At 36.3% G+C, this 20,797-nt stretch carries 12 protein-coding genes and 1 pseudogene; 3 read left to right on the forward strand and 10 right to left on the reverse strand.

All coding sequences use genetic code 11. The features are described 5' to 3' along the window. A partial coding sequence (locus tag FAR12_RS07725) for a PA14 domain-containing protein (RefSeq protein ID WP_246010339.1) occupies nucleotides 1-1,327 on the reverse strand: 1,327 nt, incomplete at its 3' end. Nucleotides 1,328-1,928: 601 nt separating this feature from the next. Between FAR12_RS07725 and FAR12_RS24150 the strand changes: the two are divergent. Then, nucleotides 1,929-2,112, forward strand: a pseudogene (locus tag FAR12_RS24150) (IS5/IS1182 family transposase); the annotation flags it as partial. Between the two features lie 298 nt (nucleotides 2,113-2,410). Here FAR12_RS24150 and FAR12_RS24155 read toward each other — a convergent pair. The 3 genes from FAR12_RS24155 to FAR12_RS23960 form a co-directional block, all read right to left on the reverse strand. After that, entirely contained in the window at nucleotides 2,411-3,760 is a 1,350-nt protein-coding gene (locus tag FAR12_RS24155; RefSeq protein ID WP_425456150.1) for an LTA synthase family protein, read from the reverse strand. 1,320 nt (nucleotides 3,761-5,080) lie between these two features. Beyond that, on the reverse strand, nucleotides 5,081-8,032 hold the full coding sequence (locus FAR12_RS07735; RefSeq protein ID WP_170972132.1) for an N-acetylmuramoyl-L-alanine amidase: 2,952 nt from the start codon (nucleotides 8,030-8,032) through the stop codon (nucleotides 5,081-5,083). A gap of 792 nt (nucleotides 8,033-8,824) precedes the next feature. After that, nucleotides 8,825-8,959, reverse strand: coding sequence for a hypothetical protein (locus FAR12_RS23960; RefSeq protein WP_281275649.1), 135 nt, complete (start codon nucleotides 8,957-8,959; stop codon nucleotides 8,825-8,827). Nucleotides 8,960-9,206: 247 nt separating this feature from the next. Between FAR12_RS23960 and tagU the strand changes: the two genes are divergently transcribed. Beyond that, complete coding sequence (gene tagU, locus FAR12_RS07740) at nucleotides 9,207-10,139, forward strand: polyisoprenyl-teichoic acid--peptidoglycan teichoic acid transferase TagU (protein WP_126408051.1); 933 nt, start codon at nucleotides 9,207-9,209, stop codon at nucleotides 10,137-10,139. 242 nt (nucleotides 10,140-10,381) lie between these two features. Here the strand turns inward: tagU and FAR12_RS07745 are convergent, their stop codons facing one another. After that, nucleotides 10,382-10,636 carry a hypothetical protein gene (locus FAR12_RS07745; RefSeq protein WP_170972133.1) on the reverse strand — a complete coding sequence of 85 codons (255 nt, stop codon included), beginning with the start codon at nucleotides 10,634-10,636 and terminating at the stop codon, nucleotides 10,382-10,384. Between the two features lie 720 nt (nucleotides 10,637-11,356). Here FAR12_RS07745 and FAR12_RS23965 point away from each other — a divergent pair. Then, on the forward strand, nucleotides 11,357-12,424 hold the full coding sequence (locus FAR12_RS23965) for a C40 family peptidase (protein WP_126408055.1): 1,068 nt from the start codon (nucleotides 11,357-11,359) through the stop codon (nucleotides 12,422-12,424). 75 nt (nucleotides 12,425-12,499) lie between these two features. Here the strand turns inward: FAR12_RS23965 and FAR12_RS07755 are convergent, their stop codons facing one another. The 5 genes from FAR12_RS07755 to FAR12_RS07775 all read right to left on the reverse strand — a co-directional run bounded on the left by FAR12_RS07755 (nucleotide 12,500) and on the right by FAR12_RS07775 (nucleotide 20,261). Continuing rightward, nucleotides 12,500-14,491: a penicillin-binding transpeptidase domain-containing protein gene (locus tag FAR12_RS07755; protein WP_126408057.1), complete on the reverse strand. Its 1,992-nt coding sequence runs from the start codon at nucleotides 14,489-14,491 to the stop codon at nucleotides 12,500-12,502. A 385-nt stretch (nucleotides 14,492-14,876) separates the two neighbouring features. Continuing rightward, a complete protein-coding gene (locus FAR12_RS07760; protein ID WP_126408059.1) occupies nucleotides 14,877-15,425 on the reverse strand; it encodes a hypothetical protein in 549 nt (182 codons plus the stop codon). Nucleotides 15,426-15,537: 112 nt separating this feature from the next. Then, entirely contained in the window at nucleotides 15,538-16,773 is a 1,236-nt protein-coding gene (locus tag FAR12_RS07765; protein WP_126408061.1) for an efflux RND transporter periplasmic adaptor subunit, read from the reverse strand. A 14-nt stretch (nucleotides 16,774-16,787) separates the two neighbouring features. Beyond that, nucleotides 16,788-17,450: a hypothetical protein gene (locus FAR12_RS07770; RefSeq protein WP_126408063.1), complete on the reverse strand. Its 663-nt coding sequence runs from the start codon at nucleotides 17,448-17,450 to the stop codon at nucleotides 16,788-16,790. Between the two features lie 534 nt (nucleotides 17,451-17,984). Then, a complete protein-coding gene (locus tag FAR12_RS07775) occupies nucleotides 17,985-20,261 on the reverse strand; it encodes a YhgE/Pip domain-containing protein (protein ID WP_126408065.1) in 2,277 nt (758 codons plus the stop codon). Nucleotides 20,262-20,797: the final 536 nt, after the last annotated feature.

The raw sequence follows: 20,797 nt of genomic DNA on the forward strand, positions 1-20,797 counted from the left end.
GGACAAAATAGTCTCCACGAGCAAAATGTCTTGACTGGTCAAAAACACCCATAAAGTAATCATTGGGAAATCCAACTGGACTACCATATCCCCAATTATAATGGACATCTTGATCGGCCTTAGTTATCGAAGGAATTTTTCGGTAATTGAGTTTTATGTGAGCATCACCTATACCCTCAAAGTATTCAACCTTAATTGTGTGTTGTCCGCCCTCTAAAGAAACTTTTCCACTCTTAGGTAGACCGTTTGATCCTACCCAAGAATCGATTACAAGCTCGTCATCTACCCATACGCGAATTCCGTCATCTGAATTTACCTCAAATATATAAAGCCCGGCTTCAAGGTTTTCTTTTTTAGTAAACCTTGCTGAGAATTGATCAGATGGAATAGAAGAATGAGGAGATCCACTTTTCCAGTCTAGGTTTAAATTTGAAAATTTAGTAGTAGAATTTTCCCCTCCAACAATAAATGGATTACCACTTAACGATATGTTTGGGTAATATTCCCCAACCCATGAATTTTCAACCTCTCCTTCAAAAGGGAGAATAGAAAAGTCAATCTTTCCAAGCTCTGCAGCATCATAATATTCTACGTCTATCCAGTGAATATCCTTTTCAACTGCATTCACCCCACTTCGGTCTCCTATTTGAATTTTGGTAGCATCCTCTCGTAAAGGACTATTTGTCCATCGGTCAAGCACTAGCTTTCCGTCTAAGTATACTCTTACTCCGTCATCCGCCTTTGTTCGTAGAATATACTCACCTGCTGGAATTCGTGTTGCTGTTGTATATCGCGCAGAAAAATTATCCTTCTTATAGCCTGGTACTGGTCCGTTGGCTCCAAAGTCCTCTTGTAAATTCTTCTGAGTACCGTCCGGTGAGATTACTTTTGCAGCTGTTGGGTAACCAGCTAAATTATTATTTTCATAATAATAAGCTAGCCAGGAATCAAAAGGTACAATATCTGAAAAAATTGCAGCATCTCCAACTTTTTCATAATACTCAGTTTCAATTGTATGCTGACCCTCTTTATCATTTAGCCATATGGCCCTTGCTTTCGTTCCCCAATAATTTTCATTCCATCGGTCTATGATCTTGTTACCGTTAATCGACACTTTAACTTTATCATCTGCAAATGTTTGAATAAAGTAATCTCCCTTAGAGTAAAATCCTGATTGATTAAATATTGCTCCAAAATTATCATTTGGAATACCCTTTTCTGGGCTTCCAGCTCCCCAGTTATAATGGACATTACTACCATGAGTTGGAGTAAATACAGGATAAGATTCATTTGCTGATGCGACCCCACTACTTAATAGACCTATCAACACTGTACATCCTATACTCCTTATTAAGTTTTGGTACAACTTCCCAATCAACCCCATTCCATTTATAAAATAGTATTCTAGAAGGATATTAATCTACTATCCAGTAACCATAATAACATAAAATCCGACATTTTCTTCACCATCTTTTGCCCAATTGGTTATAATTTTTCTATAATATCCATTTTTTAACAAAAACAACCAGAATCAAACCTCCTCTAAAACAAAAAGCTGATGAAATTTTACAACAAGTAAAATTTCACCAACTTTGATTATTTTTATCAATAAAAGGGCACCATCTGATAAAACTGTTCGATCAAGAAGCGATATTTATCGATGATACAAAGATTGAAGCGAGTATACGTTTGTCTAGAAGAAATCAATTCATAAATATCATAAGAGTTTAATTGAAAAGTCAAACGAGCTATACAACGAGCTACTTTAGAATGAAATCATGCCTAAAATTGAACTTGAAAACAATGAACAACTAACATTGAAAGAGATCACTCAATTGGTTCAATAAATAGACGAGGTAGCAACTGAGTACGTTAAACAAATTGAAGCATCTTCAGACGAAGAACGAAAAGTCTTAAGAAGTGAATACAAATACCCGAAACAAGTCCGCAAACAGTTGATTGACTTTTCATTACGAAAAGAGAAATAAGAAAAAGACTTTGAAATCTTTGGCACTCGAAATAGGTATTCTAAAACGGAATGATGCGACATTTATGCGAATGAAAGATGATTATATGAAAAACGAACAATTGAAAGCCGGTTACAATTTACAAAAGCAAAAGAAGGCAACAACCGAAAACTAATAGTGAATGAAAAAATGGGAACAGTATAAAGAAAAAGAAGCTTTCCGATGAGAGCATAAGTGCCATCTATAGAAAACTCAAAATCGATGTGGAACTAGCTTTTGAATTCTCGAAGGCTAATTTTTGTTTCATTCGATTCTCTGTACGAAAAAAAAATCGAAGGCAGAAAACGAAATGGACCTCGCGTTAACGGCAGGCAGTGAATTTAAGAAATTCCACTGCCACAACTAAGGTAATAGAGTAATTTATACATAAAAATAAATTTGAATTATTCAATTGTATAAAGATTACTTTCAGCTAATATGTCATCGTTTACGTCCGTAACTTTAACAACAATTTCTACAACACCATTTTCTCCAGGATCAACAACTACAATCTCTTCTTCATTCCCATACTGTCTATCAATTTTTTTACCGTTAACGAAAACATTACTGTATGGAGTAAAATTTTCCCCTTTTATTATCAATAAACTTGTACCTTCTCTCTTTTCTTTAATGACATTCGTTACTTTAGGATCTTTATAACCTAACCGATAATTCTTACTTACATTAATACTGTTTTTATCTTTAATTAAATGCATCTTTCCAAAAAGGATATCATATTGCAATAATTTCATATCATTTAGAGTATTTTGTTTAATATGTTCTTCCTCCCAAAAATCCTGCCTTGGTATATTAGTTAACGCATTTTTTTTATATTGATTTATGAGATAGTCTGTAAGTGCATTACCGTTTAAGTTTGCTCGATCTAACACTAATGGCGCTAACATGGAGGAACTAATATTTAGCTCCTCAATATTTTCAGTGAAATTATCCCAGATTATAAAAGGTGTAGAATACATCTTTTTATATTCTTCATATGTTCTATCTCCACCGTAATAATCTGCTTCTCGAAACACCTGATAATCGTCGCCCAATAATGGGAGATGATCACCGAAATACACTAATATGGTATCCTTTTTTCTTGTTTCAAGTTCCCTAATTAATCTATTTAACTCACTATCAATTTCAAGCAAGTTATTTGAATAATTCACAAGTAAGTTTTCGGATTCGATTGTAAAATCCTGCTCACCATTTAAATCAACTTCTATTGATGAATTTTCTGGTTTCTCTTCTGAATTATATGGTCCATGGTTTTGAGTAGTTATAGCAAAAATAAAATTTGAATCACTTTCCGAATCTAGTTTCTGTAAAATTTCATCCACTATCGTTTTATCCTTCATAAATATCGGTCCATAGGTGGGATTCCCCATAAATTCTAAAGGAATAAATTGGTCAAAACCTAAATATTTCAATACGTTCGTTCTTTGGTAAAACCAATTATGATAGGAATGAATAGCTGTTGTTTCATACCCATAACTTCTTAAAATATTCGGTAATGCTGGTAATGGTTTTTTAACATAAGTAAGATAGGGAATAACCCCCGGGGGTAAGAATTGTGTCGACATCCCTGTTAAGGCTTCAAACTCAGTATTAACTGTAGAACCTCCAAATACAGGCACACTGACATACCCTGATGTATGTTCTTTTGCTATCTCATGAAAAAAAGGCAGAGGATCTTGACTAAAATTGACATTTCTAAAAAGTGTAGGGTCCCAGAAAGCTTCAGACATTATCATGATTATGTCAGGCTTAGTTGAACTTATATATTTTTGAGGTTGGTTATTTTTAATAATTTCATTTATTTTTTCTTTTGAATAAACATTAGGTTCTTCAATTATTAGCCAATTCAAATTCAAAACAAATCCAGCAAGTACCCCATCTTGTCCATATGTCGCCTTTTGATCCCACGCTACATTTACTATCCTTAACTCCTTTTTTAAAAATGAATCAATATTTCTGCTTTCTACAAAAAATAGAGTAAAGCATAATAAGAGAGAAACAGATGAAATAGAAATTTGTATTTTTGATAATTTTTTTTGATTCGGAATTACATACACAGAAAATGAAATTAGTAATACAAGTAAGATTAATATTATTACCAGCCAGATCAATGTAGCACTTGAAAAGAAACCAATCATATTTTTTGCCTCAGAAGCTAAGAACAAATCACTTGGCATTATTGGTTCTCCTCTGATTTCTTGTTTTACCTTACTTCCATATGCAAGAACTAACAAAGGAATAGTGGTTATTGCAGATAGTAATAGTACCATCCTATTTTTGAAAGCCCTTATTCCACTAAATAATAAAAAGAGAAGGAGACAGTTATAGGCAAAGGGTCTAGTTAACTCATTAATATAATATATCAATTCATTAAAACCTCCTCTATAGAGGTATTCAATTATTAGGACAGTTATTACTGCTTGTATAAATGCACCTATATAAGTTACAAATAATCCAGTTCTTTTTTGCGCCATATTACGGATCCTTTCTAATAAAATTAGCACCACTATACCACAGAAAAGTAATTCAAGAAAGTCTAGCAAGTACTACAAGCATTTTCAAAGGAACCAACAACAAAAAATCACACTCAAAGCTAGAGTGTGATTTTTCCACTAATAATATTTAAATTGTTCCGTTACTTCAGCTTCTATGCCAAAGTGATAAAAAATAGTTTTTTTCAATTCTCTTTGAGGCATTACCATCACAGTATGGGTTAGTTGCCTTCGACATTTATAATTACTCTATTTGTTATTTGATAATTACTTTCTTCCTCAGTTCCGCCAATACCAACGTTCAACTTGAATTCCTTCTGAACTTTCAGTTGTATCTCTTAATACAATTACTGGCACAATAAGTATTACCAGAACCCATTAGCTTTATTCAAAGTTACCCTCCCTCAGGTAACTCCGCTTTTCTATTGACTTTTTAAGTAATCAATACCTTTACCATATATGAAATTCATACACCGTTCTACTTGAGATTGATTTATTTTCACAGAAAAAGGGCAGGAATTTCATTGTCTCACTTTTGTTAAGTCACATTTTCAAAAATAGAATCTATAGTCTTTTGAAATATTCATCTATCCCATCTGCAATTGCTCTAGCTAATTTATCTTGGTAAGAACCATTCAGCAAATTTTGACGTTCATTGTTATTACTTAAAAATCCGAGCTCTAATAAGGTAGCGGGCATAGTCACTTCACGAATAACCGAAAAAGCTGCGCCATCTGTTCCACGATTATTTGCCCCAGTATAACTTACCATATTGTTCTGAATTAAGTTTGTCAGTGTAACACTCTTTGTAATTCTGTCAATATTATTATGCAAACTTTGATTAATCTTTGAAGGGTACCCCGGATTATATTCATAATAATACGATTCAATACCATTCGCACTCGTCGATGTAGCATTGTTATGGTGGATACTTACAAATATTTCCGGACCTAAAGCATTCGCCATAACTGAACGATCTAATAATGTAACGTAAGTATTATTGGTTCGTGACATCATTACTTCGTAACCACGACTTATTAATAGTGATTCCACCTTCTTAGCGACAGCTAAATTTAAATCTGCTTCACGAACAGACCCATAAATAGCACCAGAATCAGATCCACCATGCCCAGGATCTAAAAATACTGTTCTAGACTGCCTAAATGTTACATTTATTCCAGGCAACGTTGTAACACGGCCATTTTTTGCTATGCCCCTAATGGCTATTGTGTGAGGGCCATTGCTAAATCGTGATGTGTCAAGAGTATATTGATAACCAGAATTTCCAATGTTAAAATCCGGATAAGCCTTGAGGACATCTAGTCTATTTGACCCATAAACCGCTTGCCCAACTACCATACCATCGACTAAAACTTCTATCTTATCTACTCCATATATATCTAAAAACCAACCTGATATTTGATAATTTCCTTTTAGGACATTTCCAGGATACAGATTATCAATAAATCCTTTTACATTTTCAACAGTCACAGTTTTTGGTGACAGTGTTGTAACCTGTCCATTCTTTCCAGTTTCTTTAATGGCAATCGTATGTTGACCATCACTCAATTTAGTTGTATCTAAAAAGTAGTGAAAGCCAGCTTTATCGTTATTGAAATCTGGAAACATTTTTTCCACATCTTGCCTAGTATCTCCGTAGATTGCATCTCCTACTACATTTCCGTCCACTAACACTTCTATTTTCTCTACACCATTTATATCCAAAAACCAACCTGATACATTTTTGATACCAGCTAATACTACATTAGAGCTTGGATTATCTACATATCCTTTAACATTTTCAAACATCACATTCCCATCGCCTAATGTTGTTACTTGACCATTTTTACCTATTCCCCTAATTGTAACTCGATGTTGACCATTGCTAAATTGAGCTGTATCTAAAAGGTAGTGATAACCAGAATTAACATTATTAAAATCAGGGAAGTTTCTCCCCACATCCAATCTTTCATCTCCATAGGTTGCATCACCTACTACATTTCCGTCCACAGATACCTCTATTTTTTCTACACCAGTTGTGTTCAAATACCAACCTGATACACTCTTTTGGCCGGTTAAAATTGCATTAGAAGTAGGATAATCAACATAGCCTTTAACATTCTCAAACTTTACATTACCATCACCTAATGTTGTTACTTGACCATTTTTACCTATTCCCCTTATTGTTATCTTATGTTCACCATCCCCATATTTAGTCGTATCAAGACTAAAATGATAGCCAGACTTTGCATTTTTGAATTCTGGATAAGCCTTTTGGACATCCGGCCTATCATGACCAAGGATTGCTTGTCCGGCCAGCTTACCATCTACTAAAACTTCAATTTTGTCTGTCCCACTTCTATCTAAAAACCATCCACTCACATTTTTAGTTCCTGTTAGTACAACACCTTCATTGGGATAGTCAACATATCCTCTAGGATTCTCATTAGCAATAATGACTTTCAAAACAGGTAGTGTCGTAAATAGACCATTTGCCGAAGTTTCCCTGATTTGAAGAGAATGTTCACCATTTCTAAATATTGTTGTATCAAGCAAATAGGTATATCCAGACTTTGCATTATCAAACTCAGGATAAGCTCTTTGGACATCCAATCTATCGATTCCATATGTTGCATCTCCAACTAGCCTACCATCTACTAACACCTCTATTTTTTCAGTACCACTTCTATTAAGGAACCATCCACTCACGTTTTTCATACCGTTAATCACTGTTCCAGAAGTAAGACTGTCAATATAGCCTCTAGGTTCTTCATTTGCAATTGTGACAGTAAAAGGAGGCAATATCATAACACGTCCGTTTACTGCAGTTTCCCTGATTGTAATAGAATGTTGACCATTGCTAAATTTAGTTGTATCAAGTTTGTAATGTAACCCCCCGTTTCTATTATTGAATTCTGGGTATGCATTATGTACATCAAGTCTTGTATTTCCATATGTTGCCTGTCCCACAACATTCCCGTCCACTAACACCTCTATTTTATCTACTCCATTTTTATCTAAAAACCATCCACTCAAATTTTGAGTTCCTTTTATAACTGCTCCTGATACTGGGTTATCAACATAGCTTCTAGTAGTATCATTTATTACCCTGACTGTAATAGGAGAAAACGTGGTCACTTGGCCGTTATTCCCTTTAACCTTGAAAGCGATAGTATACTGACCGTCATTAAATCGGGTAGTGTCTAACACAAAATGAAATCCTGCATTCCCATTATTAAATTCCGGATATGTATTTTGAACATCAGATCTTGCATCACCATATGTTGCCTGTCCCACAACATTCCCGTTTACCAACACATCAATACTTGCTACTCCACTTTCATTTAAAAACCATCCTGTAATAGTTTGTGTACCTTTTAGATTTGCATCAGAGATTGGACTATCCAAATAACCAAATGTCCTCTCATTTTTTTGCGCAGATACCGAATGTTGGACTACACTGTTTACCATAACAAAAGCCAACACTAATAATACTGTTAAAATATTTCTCTTCAAGCTCATTTCTTCTATCCTTTCTAGATGTCAGATTTTTATTATATAATAGTAATCTACTATGTGAGATACTATGAATTACTCTGTTACGATAAAATACTTTGTCAAATACCCTGCCCAAACCTCATGGCCTTTTTCGATTTGAAGGTCTGACCATGCCTCCCAATGATCTTTAGGAACGTTATCCCAGTGGTTGGATCTTCTGGTTTGGAACTTGGGCCAGTTATCACAAAATTAACAGGCTCCCCATCTTGAACGGCTGATACAAGCTTTGATTGTATTTCCTTTGGCAATATTTTAAATATGCCTCTACTTTCTTTTTATCTTTTTGATTCTCTTTCACTGTTGTTCTTATTTTGACTTTATCTGTCTATTCGGCTTTTGGAATATTGGCGGTTGCCTAAAGTTTGTTGTTCAAATGAAACTTATCTATTACAACAGCACCATTGGAAAGTAATATCACTGCCATTACAAATAGTTTTTCATTATATAGCCCAAAACAAAATACGACTAATTTACTAAATTATACAATATAAAATAGTATTTTTTTAGCTTTTTTATGAAATTTATGTAATATATCCTCGGAAATTGTTGATGTTGCAAAAAAGAAAACTGGTAAAATATTACTTATACCAGCTTTTGTCGCGTTATTTCATTATCTTTTCGAATACTGCTTTTACCCTAGTTACCACATCATGACTCCCGTTCTTTACATCCATAGCCATTAAGAGAGGTGGATGCTCCGTATTGACTGCCTCGAACCATCCTGTGCCATTTTTCTATACATCCTAATACTTAATCTCCCGTTCCGCCGCAATGTTGAAACTCACCTTTGACAACTAACTCGAAAACCTTTTCCATGGTCAGTTTAAAAAATTCTATTTGCTCACTAATTTCTAATGCTTGAGTTGATTCTATTAAATCACTCACTGCAAAAAGAAGGATTTCTTCACTAGTAGATCCTGTTGACCTTGATTAATAACTTTCAAACTATCGACATTATCCCCCTTTAAAATATATCAAGTTGTTAGGAGTCATTCGACACCAAATATCATATTTTGCTAGCTATATGACAAAAATAAACTATACCTGAGATTTCTTGTATTAAACTTCAATTTTATTTGGTATTCTAATAATTAGGAGTATTGATCATTTGATTTTTTGGAGGTTAGTATTGATGAGATCAGATAAGAAAATTAAAACTAGCAGAAAGTGGCTCCGTATTACTGGGATAATTGCTTTAGTACTCCTAATCGGGGTCGTAGTATATTTGTTTTCTATTTATAAATCACTAACCAACGCCGTTGACACCATGCACCAACCTATTTCACGAGAAATCTCAGAAAAACGGACAGATAAAGTAAACTTTGAAAAACAAGTTCCTTTCTCAGTTCTTTTATTAGGAGTGGACGAAAGAGAAGGTGATAAGGGCCGCTCTGATACGATTATTGTTCTAACAGTAAATCCGGATCTAAAGTCAGTAAAAATGTTAAGTATTCCTCGTGATACTAGAACAGAGATTGTCGGTCGTGGAACCCAAGATAAAATTAATCACGCTTACGCATTTGGAAATGAAGAAATGGCAATGGCTACTGTCGAAAATTTTTTGGATATTCCGATAGACTATTTCATTAAAGTGAACATGGAAAGTTTCCAGGATATAGTTAATGCCGTTGGCGGTATTACTGTGAATAATTCTAGGAGTTTCGTACAGGGTGGTCACCAATTTAATGAGGGTCAACTTAGTCTTAATGGACAAGAAGCTCTATCTTATGTAAGGATGCGCAAAGAGGATCCAAATGGTGATTTCGGACGCCAGGACAGACAACGCCAAGTAATTCAAGGGGTTATTAACAAGGGAGCAAATTTTAGCTCTTTAACTCGATTTGACGATATTTTTGGTGCATTAGGGAAGAATGTCCGAACCAATATGTCCTTTGATGAGATGATGGATATTCAAAAAAATTATAAAGATGCTCGTCACAATATTGAACAACTTCAGCTTAAAGGTAAAGGCGAGCTAATCAACGGTATTTACTATCAAATCGTCTTTGATGAAGAAAAACAACCTATTGTATCAGAATTAAAAGAACATTTAGAGATAAAATGAGCTATTGGAGTTTAAAATTTCACTAGCTTTTTTCTTAGACTATAATCCAACAAACTATTCTGATGTTGTCCATTTCATTCATCAGGTCATACCCTCCAAATGGTAAGTATGTCTCGTTTCACCTTCATTTTTAATAGCTTCGAATATATTAATAATGTAATCTTTTCCGTATTTGTAATCAAATCTACCATAAGTGGCTGCCAGTACTTTTAGAGTTTCTCGTATACTTTACTCTACTTTTTCTATATATTCTTCTTATTTGCTTCTTTATAATAGGTTTCTTCCTCAAATCTCCTTGATAGATAGCCGTTACTTATTCCTGTATCATACCATTTATCCTTCGTTGCCCTTAAATTGAAAAAGTGGGAAACCTCAACAAAAATAGCAAGAAGTATAAAGTAAGAGAGAGAGAATCCTCCTTTTTTATCCATTAAAAAATAACCAAAATACCCAAAAACTAGCGCAAATGAAAAAGCTGATATTAAAAAATCGTTCATAACTGGCATTTTGAAACAGCCTCATCTTTATTAAGTAAACATGAGTATTATCTGCAGTGTTTCTTTAAGTGAAATAGCAGCAAGATACAAAATAAGTGCCAAAAGAAAAATCAAACTAACAAAAATAGCAAGGCTTTTAGCCATAATTTCCTCCTAAGTTATGACCTGTACAAAGAAAATTATCTAATTTAGTTGTAAAATTCCTCTAATAATTTTGTAATTTTTACATTAAACTTATCGTGTGAAAGGTTGGAATTACTGTCCTGCAAAATACAACAACTGATATTCTTAAGAATAGAGTAAAAATCGGTATTATACCTTTCAACAAAACCGATGTTCTAATGGGATATGATTATTTTGTAATGACTTCAAAAAGGGTGTTGAGGAGAAGCAAGCTGAGATATTTATTACTTAGCCCTCTGATTCTGAGTCTCAGGAGGGTAGTACAAACAAACACCGAAAAGAAACATTTCATTGTAAAAATTGTTTCTTTTCTAGCAAATTTTTTTGAAAAAGAGGAATAATACAAGCTCCAGACTTTAATTTAAGAGTTTGGATTTTTCAAGAAGTTATACACTCTTACAAAAAGGGATAGGAATCCTCTATTAAAATGCACCTAGACCTTTTCTACTATTTTTCAACACTAATAAATCGGAATACAGATTTCTGTGATAAAATAATTGAAGAATACTAGAAATATTTAGTAGAGGAGGTCAAATTATGAAGAAAAAGGTCGCTATTCTTTCAACAGTTGCATTACTTTCTACTTCATTCGCTACTTCAGCATTTGCCAGTACATATAAAGTCGAAAAGGGAGATACTTTATTACATATTGCAAAAAAGTATCAAACTAGCGTTACAGAACTTAAAAATTTGAATGACCTAAGTTCGGACTTGATTTTTGTGAATCAAGTATTAAAAGTTTTCAATGATACAGACCTTGTAAAAACATCACCTCAGACAACTCCAGTAAATAATCCTGTAGTTAATGTCTCAAGCTATACGGTGGTAAAAGGTGACACTCTTAGTAAAATTGCCAAGCAACATAATATCTCTTTGAAAAATTTAATGGAGTGGAATAATCTCGATCACCATATTATTTATCCAGGTCAAAATCTTAACGTTTCAAATATTCAATCTCCTACACCTACACAACCTGTAACAAAGCCTGAAAAAAACAAACAAACGGAAAATGTCTCACAAACATCTACTTTGATCTACGTAGTACAAAAAGGAGACACACTTAGCCATATTAGTAAGAGATACGGTACAAGCGTTAAGCAATTAAAGGAACTAAATAATCTGAGTTCTGATTTGATTTTTATTGGACAATCTTTAAAGGCTACTACTACGAACACTACTATCAAAGAGGAAACAAAAGTAGTGCCAAAAGAGGAAGTAACGAATACTACGCCTACATCAGTCATAAATCAGAGTTTGGTAGACGCATCTAAAAAGCTATTAGGCATTCCTTACTTATGGGCGGGTAGCACTGTAAAAGGCTTTGACTGTAGTGGATTTATTTATTATGTCTACAATCAAGTTGGTACAAAAATCAGCCGCCTTTCGACAGATGGCTATTATAGCCGCTCTTATTATGTAGATGATCCACAAGTCGGAGACCTCGTATTTTTTGAAAATACTTATAGACAAGGAATCTCTCATATGGGAATCTATCTAGGAAACAATCAATTTATGCATGCTAGTTCTTCAAAAGGTGTTACAATTTCTAGCTTAAATGAGGCTTATTATAAGGAAAGATTTGATGGGTTTAAGAGATTTTATTAAGAGGCGCCAGTTGGTGCCTTTTTTCTTTTATAAAAAACGAGTCCTCCAGACATCAGAGAACTCGCCTTACCTTCATTAATTTTCTAAAATCGCCTTTACCTTCTGTACAGCCTCTTTCGATCCACCGCTGTTTTCAACACCCTCTACCATTAAAGCTATTAACAGTTCAGGATTTTCAGTATTGTAAGCCACAAACCAACCATTTTCTTTCCCTTTTTCTCCTTGAGACTCCTTTAACTCTGCTGTACCAGTTTTTCCTGCCATCGGATATCCTTCGATTCTTCCAGAATAGGCAGTTCCTTCTGGATCTTGCACAACCTTTGTCAGGGCGGCATTTAATTTTTCAATCTGTTCTACCGCTACGATATTCTCTTTCCAAATCTGACCCTTCTTTTCTTCTTCAAACAGCACTGGTTTAATCAAATTCCCTTGATTTATTAGTGGGGTATAAGCACTTGCCAGATGAATCACGCTCATCTCTACCTGTCCTTGACCATACCCTGAGTCAGCGAGCGTGACTTCTTTGTCCATTCTACCCGCATTCGAAGTTTCAATTGGGTACGAATATGGAAATTCCTCATCGAAGCCAAACTTCTTTAACCCTTCGATGAAATTCTCTTTGCCGATTTTTAATGCAGCTTGTGCAAAGTAGATGTTATCCGAATATAAAAGTGCGTTCTCTAAATTAACTGGACCTATTGGATCTTTGACCCGAGTTACCTGATAACTCCCCCAAGATGAATCCTTTTGCCACTTTAATCCCTCTACTGTCATCGTTTCATCCCAGTCAATTGCACCACTTTCTAAGCCTATCGATGCTGTGATTGGCTTCATAACAGAACCTGGTGCATAAGTCGATTTAAATCGATTAAGCAGCGGATTTCTTTCGTCTTCTTCTAACTGCTTCCACTGAGCATCAGTCGCACCTAATACCAAAATATTCGGATTGAAACTAGGGCTGCTAACAAGTGCTAATGTCTCACCTGTAAGAGGATGGAGTGCCGCAGCCATTCCCGGTTCCCCTTTAAATTCAGCATAGGTTGTAGCTTGTAATGTTCCATCAATGGTTATCTGAACATTTTCTCCGTCCTTGACCTCTTTTGTCGCAAGAATCTCTTCAGATCCATCTTCTTTCTTTATGTAGATAGTGACACCATTTTCCCCCTTTAAGCGTTTTTCTAATATCTGCTCTAATCCCCTTTTTCCAATAACATCTGTACTGCTATATCCTGGATTCTTTTCTAACTCCTCCGCTGTTATCGGACCCACATAGCCAATTAAGTGCCCCGTTGATTCTCCAAACGGATACACTCTTGCTTCAGCATTTTGCTTCAATACGGACGGAATAGCAAAAAGCTTTTCCAAAAGCTCCGTTTCATCTGGCGAAACCTTTTTAATTGGAACAAAATAATCTGGTTTCACCCAAGAAGCATTAAGGGCATTCTCAATTTGTTCTTGGCTTATTCCTAACAGCTCAGATACCTGTCCGATAACTTCTGCTTCCTGACCTTCCATATTTTTAGGTACAATTCCTATTTCAAAGACTGTTCCTGTTGTTGCCAGGGTCCCACCATTTCGATCGAGGATGTCTCCCCTTTTTGCAGACTCAGTTTTTATGCCGATTTTGTCTCCGTCCTGTAACTGCGAAAAAATAAAGGTTGTGTCCCAGTTCACGTACCAGTTCGTATCATCATCACGTACTTCCTTTGTAAGAGTTGCTTTATTCTCGAATGAAATTTTCCCAGCTAGACTATCCAACTCTACTTTGAACGGAAAGCTAATTTTTTCTTCTTTTGTATCCGTTTCTTCTTCAGGTGGTGTAAATTGAACTTGCAAATTAGCAATCTCCAAATCTCCATATATCTTAGAATAGCGTTCATTGAAATCCTCTTTTGAAATCTTCTCTTTCGTTTCCGCTGATAAAAGCGCATACATTTTGTCGAAATGTTGTTCATTCCAAAGCTTTATATACTCTGAAAATCGCTCCTCCGGTTTCGACTCCTTATTACATCCAGCAATGACGATCGAAAGAAAAAGAACCAAAGCTGCTATTAAAACTTTTTTCATATATTTTCCAACCTCCCTATGGATTAGTTTAGCATGAATATTTTTCTAAAAAAAGAAATTAATATTAGTAGAATACTAAAAAGCACCCTACGGGAGATAGGTGCACTTATTAAAGCAGTATTAGTTAACCCTATTGATTTGATACCAGCACTGACTTTCATTTAAATATCTTTCCATCTGTATGCACTTGCCAACCCTTCTGTAAATGTCACGACGTTGAGCATCAAACTTCCGTTTCTTTTATTCCGACAGGGGGACACGCCCATTATTTTCCAAATTAACCAAGTTCAAGATTCCATTTGAATTCGATGCGAAATGGATGTATTCATCCGTTTTCAATTTCGAGGTTAATAAAAGACGACTCTATTTACATCGGCTCTTTCTTTCATTCTATTTGCTTTTCCCCTCTAAACTTAGTAATTTGGAAGGTCTCATCATAATCATAACCGTGTAAAATAATATCTAAATCATGAAAATAACGATGTAGCTTTCTCATTGCTTCCCGGTCATCGGACTTCACGACCGTTTCCGCTAAACCTTGAATGGTTGTAAAATCAGCCTTCAGTTCCTCATTTTTTACTTCTTTAATATGAGTAATAGTTTCGATAATAGACTCAGCCTTCTTTTTTTGTTCTTCGTAATCTGCTGTGTCGATTCTGCCCCATGTTAATGTTTCATCATAGAAAGAGTGAACTTCACTTATGAAATCATGTCCTTTTTCTCCATTGTCTAATACAAGGATCTCTTCAGAAACAGGCGTGTTGATAACCTCTTTTGAAAATTCTTCTTTCTGTTGTGTTGCAGAAGAGCCTGTATTCGCTGCAACTGCGTCTGTTTGATTTGAAATTTGAAGGATGCTCCAACCTAGCAACACGCTACCACCAAAGAGAATGAGTATCCCCGGTATAATCAGTAACCACTTCTTCCAACCCATCTTGTATCCCCCTTTGAACACCAACATTGTAACAGAGTATATCAGTAGAAAATTGTAGAAAAATGGAAATGAAATTTCAAAAGTAAACCGTGTCATTTAAGCGACACGGTTATCATCTCGTTAGGAAACCTCTTCCTAAATAGCGGAAGATTTCTTTTTTGCCCATATCTTTAAAGTCCTTTTTCTTCATTTTCGCAATATCGATCGGTGTAAAGAACGCTGTTTTGTTTTTAAGATTACCTGGTTCATAGACAACTAGCTCATCTAGTTCAGCTTTGCTTGTGATTTCGTGGATTCCATTAATTTCGATGCCGGTTTTGGCTTTGCGCTTTTCAATGGTTCCGTCATCTTTTAGAACATAGATATTACCGACATGGATCGTCTCATCAGGTAAAGTAAGTGCATCCTCAACTTCTAATGTAGTAATTTTGAGATTCACATGGGTGCCGGAGAGAATCGGGGTTTCTTCGGCTACTTCAGACTGCTCATCTGAATCTACCTCTCCTGATTCAACTTCCTCTTCCCCCATTTCCACCACAAATTGATACTCACTTTTCGTACCAACCTGCGGTTCTTGCTCCGGATTGACCCCAATTTTTGCAATCGTTCCTTCCATTTTTCCAAATGAACCATAAACGACTGCCGACATGCCTTCTTTAATTTCCAGCATGTCATCTTCATCAAGTAAACCAACTACTTGCTGGTCATTGGACGTTATCGTGACAACTGGGTTTTGTAGATCATGAGAAATACTTTTTACAACACCTGCAATTGGGCTATCTACCGTTAGGCTACTTAGACCGTCATCTGAAATTGAAACCAAATCCTCATATTTGTCGATTTCCGCTTCTATTCGACTTAATTGCAGCTCTTTTTCGTAGATTTCTGCATCAATCGAAGCGATCATAGCCTCATTTGAAGGGCTTTCTTCATCCTCGCTTGTCGCTAAGTCAAGGACAATGTCCTCCAAATTATCAATGTTATCTTCGAGGGCATCTTCCTCGCTTTCCAGCCTCGTGATTTCCGCTTCTAATTGGTCGATCGTTTCTTCCAAATTTTTTGGTGAATATTCGAAAAGGGCTGTACCAATTTGTACTTCGTCCCCTTCCTTCACGAGGAATTGCTCGAAATCTCCTGCTCCATTTTGAAAATAGACGAACTCTTCCTCAATTGGGGCGACAACGCCAGGCTTCTCCTTTGATAAAATGAGATTCTGCTCTTTGATCTTGCGCCACTCATCTATGTATGCTGCCCGCGCGATTTCACTGTCCTTTTTAGAAATGAGATAAAAATTCACAGCAACAAAGAGTACAATTACTGTAACAACCGTCCATTTTTTCCAGTTCACACTTGCTGCCCCCTTTAGAAAAGAACCTCAAATTTAATGAATGAAAATAGTGCTGTAAAAATCCAAATGAGTAGATTGATAGATAGGATTAGTAATAGTAAAATTCTTTTACTTTTTTCTGTGACAACTTTTAAATAAGTGAATTGGATGAGGATCGCCAAAATCGAAAACAGAGAGATTTCCCCAAATAAATTTTGTATTAGCTCGTGTTCGGATAGATGTTGGCCGATTACCCCTAGAGAAAATGGAGAGGAAGCGTAGTCCAATCCAAGGAATAACTGCATGGGTATCGCAATTATTTTTTCAAAAAGAAAGATGGTGACGACATACAACTGAATTACGACTAATTTTCGATATTCGACATCTGTGAAAATCCAAAAAATAAGCGCTGGTAAAAAAATCAGGATGGCGGTGACGAGCACGTATTGGAGTACCTGCCCTAACGCGAATAATCCTTTGAGTGATTCGAATTCTGATGTGCTAGATTGATAGATTAGCTTGGACATTTGTTCATTGCCGATACCAAAATAAGCCGAGATACTTGAGAGTATGAGGGCAATGACAAGCAGGATGGTGGTTCGTTTCCAAATGCCATTATAGCTTTCTGCTTTGCGTAGTTGATGTGCGGTTACATAAGGAGTGGTGAGGCCTTTCCATAGTCGAATCTGAAAGAACATGTAGAAACCTCCAACGATTTGTCATAATCTGTTATTTTCATTTTACAACAATTTTTGGAAGTAGGCACGTATTAGTCAGAATATTGTTGAAAGTGGTGAAATGGTACTAGGTGATGAGGGACGAGAGGAAGGGTGAGGGGGCTTTGTGATATGCACATTGATTCTCGGGATATGAGCGTTCACCTTGTAATGATGTGCGATTACTTCTAGAAGGCCTTCATGGGGACTACTTTTGTTGGGGTTCTCTAAAGGATGGATTCATGAGCCTTTCATGTGGACTACTTTTGTTGGGGTTCAGCAAAAGATGGTTTCATGAGCCTTTCATGCGGACTACTTTTGTTGAGTTTCAATAAAAGATGGCTTCAATGAATAGGCCATCTTCATGAGTTCAGTCCGCAATACACTATCCAAAATCCTAGTTCATTCCGTTCTTCTCACAATTTTCCTCCAAATAGGCGGGAAAATCAGAAAAACCGCCTAGATAATCTCTAGACGGCTCAAAATGAATGAGCAACCATTCATTTTCTCTTATATTTACTTTGCTACGTCAACTGTAGTTTGACGACCCTTTTTGAAAGAAACAACTACAAACGCCAATATGAGGAAAGCTAGAAGTACACCGAACAAAATACCTGTGTTCCCCCATGCCGAACCTGCGTTATCTAGTGAGATAATTGCTTTGAATCCAGCATTGGTATACGTCAATGGTAGGAAATTACTTAGTGAACGTAAACCTTCTGGTAGCATTTCGATTGGTAAGTTGGAACCTGTTGTTGACAACTGAAGAACGATGAAGATAAACGCTATGAAACGACCAATATTTCCTGCAGCCGCTACTAAGAAGAAAATAATTGTTAAGAAGGTTAAGCTGACAAAACACGCAAACAATATGAATGCGAAGCTATTTCCAACTTCAAGATTTAAGACCAATAATACAAAAAGTGATACAACAACTGCCTGAATAATTGCTAATACTGCTAGGTTTAGGAACTTTCCAATAAACCATGAAATTCCGGAAGTCACTTCTGATGGTTTACGGAAATCGACCACGAAGGACATAAGTAAGATTCCAACAAATAACCCTAAAGATAAAATATATGGTGCTGTTGAATCACGGTAGTATTGGTATCCATTCACTTTTTCTGGTGCAAGTTCTACAGGTGATGAGAACATGGAAATGTTTTTATCGGTCACGTCAAGCGCACTTGCTTCCTCAGCACCGCTCTTCAGACCTGTTGCGAGCTCCTCGCTACCCGCATTCAATTGGACCAGTCCTTCATCTACTTGTGTAACTCCATCTGTTAATGAGCCCCAACCTGTTTGTACGGTAGAAGTTCCATCACTTACCTGCTTCATACCTGAGTTAAGTTGTGTGGCCCCAGCTGATAGTTGTCTCCAGCCTTGATTAACTGTCTGATTTCCAGCAGATATTTGAGTAGCCCCTTGATTTAATTTGGATACATTTGTGATGAGTGAATTCCAACCTGTATTAATTTCATCTGCTCCTGCTGCTAACCCTGTTGTACCTGCTTTTATTTCTGTTACTTTACTATTAGCGAGTTTTGCTCCATCGACCAATTGACCGATACCCGCAACAAGGGAATCATCTCCTGATGAGAGGCCTGAAAAGTCTCCAACCACAGACTTGACTTCCGTCAAGACTTCACCTGCAGAATTTTTAATTTCTGCATGTTCATCAACCACCGTCTGACTTAAAGAGAGAAGGTTTTTCGCCTCGTCGCTATCTACTATTCCATCTCCTAGATCGGCTATTAGTTGCTTGTTCAATTCGGTAGCATTTGTTGAGGCAGTTTTTGTATTCAAGCCAACTGTATTAGTAACTAATTTCTCCAACTTCGGTTTAAAATCCGTCAGTTTCTCCCCTAATATCTTCTGTGTCCCTTCAAGACCTGCGACCAATGGACCCATAGCCTCTGATTGAAAACTTGTCACACCAGCATCCAGTTTTTTTGCACCCACTTCTAAACCATTTACACCTGGAGCCTTTTCCTTCAGCGTCTGCAAAAGTAATCCTGTTCCTCCATTCAAATCCTTCGCTCCACCAGCAAGCTTCGAAATATCGCCCTGCTCAGATGTAAGCGTTCTCATTAATTCGAGCGTTCCAGCCTCTAATTGCTTTGCACCGTCGGCTAGCTTGTCAATGTCTCCAGACTTTTCTGTTAAGGCGGTTAACAATTGACCTGTTCCATCCTTGAGCTCAGAAGAACCCGTATAAATTTGTTCTGATCCATCCGCGGCTGATTGAACTCCATCAGACAGTCCACCAAGTTGAGTGAATAAATTCCTCACGTACGTTTCCGTGATTTTGTTACCCAATTGCTCGCGTATTCTTTCAGTAGCACTATTTGTTACCTGAGCAGCCATGAAGTTAAGCCCCTCATTTTGAATATAGCGAAGCTCCAGCTGCTGTGGTTCAGATTCTAACACCGTCGTGACATTTTTTGAAAAATCTTCTGGAATCTCGATAACCATATAGTAGTCTAGATCTTCGAGTCCTTTTTCTGCTTCTTCCTCACTGACAAATTTCCAGCCTAAATCCCTACCTTTTTTGAAGTCCTCAATTAAGTCCCTTCCCACATTGATTTCTTCATCTCCCGACATGGCTCCTACATCCTGGTTGACAACAGCTACCGGTAGGTTGGATAGGTTGTCATAAGGGCTCCATGTTGCTGATAACAGCACAGCTGCGTACACAATTGGAATTAGTAACACTGCGATGATTGAAATGAGCACCCCTTTGTTTTTCGTAAGCTTTGCCATCTCAGCCTTAAACCATTTTAAAGCCTCCATCTGTTTTCCCCCTTAGGTTCATCTTTCATTCTATATAAAGATGGAGTTAGGCTAAGTAAAAAACGTTTTGTTGTGCATTTCCATGCGCCTTATTCAATTGTTGGCACAACGCCAATTGTCTTTTTCCTTATCCACCTCCATTCGCATTATTCTAATATTCTAAATTTTTTATCAAAAATCCTTCTTTTTTGTAAAAAAAGCACCCCGGGATAAAATCCCGGGGTGTAGAAATGGAGATTGGTTTTGTTCATTTGAAGAAATTGAACAATGGGCGCAATCCAAATATAGAGATATTCGAATGCGTTTCGTTAGTACTATTAAATCATATATTTCCGATACATGATTTCGCCGAAATCAGCCATTTTCTCTACCTTTTCCATATAATTCTCCGTTTTTCACACATTCTTGTTTCAGAATATAAATATAGGAATATTTTCACCGAAATAAGTTCCATTAATTGTCTATTATACCAAAGTTATGTAAGTCTATTTCACCAGTTACAAAATGCAAAATTTCAAAAGGAAGCTTCCCCTCTC

It is taken from the genome of Bacillus yapensis, assembly GCF_005280205.1.
Taxonomy (GTDB): Bacteria; Bacillota; Bacilli; order Bacillales; family Cytobacillaceae; genus Robertmurraya; species Robertmurraya yapensis.